Origin of the sequence: Facklamia sp. P12945 (assembly GCF_050409485.1) — a bacterium.
Classification (GTDB): Bacteria; Bacillota; Bacilli; order Lactobacillales; family Aerococcaceae; genus Facklamia.
Genome location: NZ_JBNUPJ010000041.1, coordinates 1 through 3,820, shown reverse-complemented (window position 1 = coordinate 3,820; position 3,820 = coordinate 1). Strand labels below are relative to the sequence as shown.

4 protein-coding genes are annotated in these 3,820 nt (G+C 31.7%); all 4 read left to right on the top strand.

The features are described from left to right. Positions 1–234: 234 nt before the first annotated feature. Positions 235–456 carry a DUF3784 domain-containing protein gene (locus tag ACQV2X_RS08525; RefSeq protein WP_428885350.1) on the top strand — a complete coding sequence of 74 codons (222 nt, stop codon included), beginning with the start codon at positions 235–237 and terminating at the stop codon, positions 454–456. Between the two features lie 32 nt (positions 457–488). Continuing rightward, a complete protein-coding gene (locus ACQV2X_RS08520) occupies positions 489–635 on the top strand; it encodes a hypothetical protein (protein WP_428894424.1) in 147 nt (48 codons plus the stop codon). Positions 636–709: 74 nt separating this feature from the next. Next, a complete protein-coding gene (locus ACQV2X_RS08515; protein WP_428894425.1) occupies positions 710–2,704 on the top strand; it encodes an HsdM family class I SAM-dependent methyltransferase in 1,995 nt (664 codons plus the stop codon). Further along, positions 2,691–3,791, top strand: a complete 1,101-nt coding sequence (locus tag ACQV2X_RS08510; protein WP_428894423.1) for a restriction endonuclease subunit S — start codon at positions 2,691–2,693, stop codon at positions 3,789–3,791. The genes ACQV2X_RS08515 and ACQV2X_RS08510 overlap by 14 nt, the downstream gene beginning before the upstream one ends. The last annotated feature ends 29 nt before the right edge of the window (positions 3,792–3,820 follow it).

The window sequence follows — 3,820 nt, the reverse complement described above, 5'->3', positions numbered from 1 at the left end:
TCCTTTCTATTTTAGTTACCACTTTTAATAGATCGGACTTTTGTGTTTTTGTGTACCAAAAAATAGGGTTGAAGAAATAGGGTTGAAGGAAGTGTTTTTCTTCCATCAACCCTATTTATTATAGAGCCTTTATTTAAAAGCAAAGTTGTGTTTGATATAATTATCTTTAAGAAATAAAAGACGAAAAATTTCAGCTGTTTTTGATGATTAGCTAAAATTATGGAGGAGATATTAATGACTTTATTAAAGATAGTATTGATTGGATTAGGAATTACTTTCTGCATGTTTGGATATCTAATCTATTTTAAAAAGAAATACAATCTAATCAATGGATTTGAATCAGATTATAAAGCTGGAAGTGACATAGAATCTTATGCACGTAGAGTTGGTTTAATTGAATTAGGGATTGGGGTTATCTTAATAATGGCTGGGATTATTCTGATCATTGTCAAATAGTAAGATTTAGCTTGTTATTGAGAGATAAAAGAATGGCATTTGATTACAGTAAGCTCTGGAAAATTTTAGAAGAGCGAAAAATGTATAAAGAAGATTTAAGAATTGAAGTAGGAAAGTCTTCAGCAAAACATGGCAAAAACAAAATTTTTAGTATGGATGTGTTGGGAATAGTTTATTAAGCTTTAGGTCGTAATGTTTGGGATATAGTAAATTGTGTGATTATCAAGTAGAAAATGGAGTAGATAAGATGAGTATACAAGAGAAGGAAAAAAGTACAGACCTATGGGTATATGATTTATTAAAAGAAGCAAATATTGACCTAGACCCACAAGGATCAACAATTAAAGAAATTAATGATGCCTTAAAGACTGCTTCAAAAAGGGGAACTGGTAATGTCGGTTATCCAGAATACACAGGTACAGTTAAGGACTTTTTGATTGTCATTGAAAATAAAGCTTCCGTTTCCAATCATGAGATAAGAACAAAAGAAGATTTAATTTCTGAAGAAACACAGGCTATCTGTGATTATGCAGTTAACGGAGCTTTGTTTTATGGTAAAAACCTAGCAAAAAATACATCTTATAAAAAAATTATAGCTATTGGTATTTCAGGGAATGAGAAGCGTCATAGGATAAGCCCTATATTTGTAGATGAAAGGGGCAATTATAAAGAACTACCAGAAGTTGAAAGTTTTATATTATTTAATGAAGATAATATAGATGAGTACTACATCAGAGAGATTTTAGAAGAAGACACCAATCAAGAAAAAGAAACAAAAGAAATTTTAAAAGATGCAGCAGAGCTTCATGAAGATTTGAGGAATTATGGTTCAATTCAAGATAAGGATAAGCCACTAATTGTTTCAGGAATACTACTGGCCCTAAGGGAGGCAGATTATGGTAATTTTTCTATTGGCAGTTTAATTGGTGATACAAATGAAAAAACTACCGATGGTCAAAAAATTTATAAGGCAATAAAAGATAATCTTGACCGAGCTAATGTTTCTCCCCAAGTAAAAAAAGACAAATTATTGAGTCAGTTTTCTGTAATTAGAGATAATACTTTAATTAATGAGGTGAATAACACCCTTGGTAAAACCCCATTAAAGCACTATACAGAATTTCTAGAAAAAAGAATCTATCAAAATATTAGATACAACAGAAATGGGGAAGACTATTTAGGAAGATTCTATGGAGAGTTCATGTCCTATTCTGGAGGAGATGGCCAGTCTTTAGGAATTATTCTTACACCAAAACATATCACCAGTTTATTCTGTGATTTATTAGATATAAAAAGCACTGACATCATATTTGATCCATGTTGTGGTACAGCTGGCTTTTTGATATCTGCTATGCACAATATGTTGAGTAAAACGGGAGATGTTCAAGAAAAAAGAGAAATAAAGAAAAATCAGCTCTTTGGGGTTGAGTCTCAATCCTATATGTTTACCATTGCAACGACCAATATGATTTTACGTGGAGATGGGAAAAGCAATTTAGAAAATGCGGATTTTCTAAGACTAAATCCTGCAAAAATCCAAAAGGAGTGGCATCCCACAATTGGTATGATGAATCCTCCATATTCTCAAGGGTCAAGTGCAAATAAAGATCTTTATGAAATTGCTTTTACGGAGCATCTATTGGACTGTATGGTTGAAGATGGAAAAGTTGCTATTATCGTTCCCCAATCTACCATGACGGGAAAAACAAAAGTCGAAAAGGAAATCAAGGCAAATATATTAAAAAACCATACCTTAGAGGGTGTTATTACCTTGAATAAAGATACTTTCTATGGAGTTGGGGTAAATCCTTGTATTGCTATATTCACAGCAGGTGTTTCTCACTATGAGAAAAAAGAGTGTAAATTTATAAATTTTGAAGATGACGGATATATGGTATCTAAGCATGTAGGCTTGGTTGAAACACCAAATGCAAAAGATAAAAAGCAGCACCTTCTTGATGTCTGGTTTGACCGTATAGATAGCGAAACAAAATTCTGTGTCAAAACGACAGTTGAAGCAGATGATGAGTGGCTACATTCTTTCTATTACTTTAACGATGAAATCCCTTCAGAAGAAGACTTTAGAAACACCATTGCTGATTACATTACCTTTGAAGTGAATATGATAACTCATGGAAGAGGATATTTATTTGGGATAGAAGATGAAGAAGATGAGAATGAATATGAGATTCATAGGGCAGAAGAATTGTTAGTTGCTGAGGAAGATGAGGTTTATGATGAAAAATAGACTATCCTTAAATGATGTGGAGTGGGGAGAGTTTTTTATTGGCGGTGAAGAAGGAATATTTAAGATTTCGTCAACAAGTAGTGGAATTGATAAAAACAAACTGAATTTAAATGCGGGGATGATTCCATATATAACAAGAAGTGATATGGATAATGGAATCAGCCTTTTTATTACAAAAGAACAAGATATTAGATATAGAATAGACGAAGGCAATGTTATAAGTATAGGTTTAGATACACAGACTGTTTTTTATCAAGAAAATCCATTTTATACAGGCCAAAACATACAAGTTCTTAATAATAAAAACCTAAATAAAAGAGTTGCTATGTTTTTAATCCCGCTACTCAAAATACAGATGCAAAAATTTAATTGGGGAGGTAATGGAGCGACGCTTGGTAGATTAAATAGGACAAAGATATTGTTGCCTGTGGATGCAAATGGTAAAGTAAACTGGCAATTTATGGAAGATTATATCAAACAAGAGCAAAAAGAAATTGCAGAGAATGTTATTAACTACTATGAACAAAAAATACTAGAAACAGCTTTTGATTTAGTTGGATTTGAAGATGTTGAGTGGAAAGTATTTCCATTTGATAAATTATTTAGAAAAATTCAAAGAGGGAAAAGACTTAAAAAAGCTGACCATATTGACGGAAATATAGCTTATGTTTCATCTACTGGCCTTAATAATGGGGTTGATGGATTTATTGGAAACAAAAAAGATGTTAGGTTTTTTAGAGAAAATTTAACAATAGCTAATAGTGGGAGTGTAGGTTCTTGTTTTTATCATCAGTATGAGTATATAGCAAGCGATCATGTAACATCACTAACATTAGAAAATGCAGATAAACATATTTATCTTTTCATGGCTACTATAATAAAAAGACTTGAAGAAAAATATTCATTTAATAGAGAGATTAATGATAAAAGAATTCGAACTGAAAAAATCATATTACCAGCAGATAAAAAGGGCAATCCACACTGGGACTATATGAGTAAATTTATGCAAAAGCTAGAAGTTGAAAAGCTTGAAAAAGCCCTTGAATATATATATATATATATCAGACTGAAGACAAACCCTTTGTGAGTTAATCTCAAATAAAGGGGTTGTCTTTA

Bases quoted from the DNA above. Each gene is read 5' to 3' on its own strand.
- ACQV2X_RS08525 (WP_428885350.1), top strand. From the start codon at position 235: ATGACTTTATTAAAGATAGTATTGATTGGATTAGGAATTACTTTCTGC.
- ACQV2X_RS08520 (WP_428894424.1), top strand. From the start codon at position 489: ATGGCATTTGATTACAGTAAGCTCTGGAAAATTTTAGAAGAGCGAAAA.
- ACQV2X_RS08510 (WP_428894423.1), top strand. From the start codon at position 2,691: ATGATGAAAAATAGACTATCCTTAAATGATGTGGAGTGGGGAGAGTTT.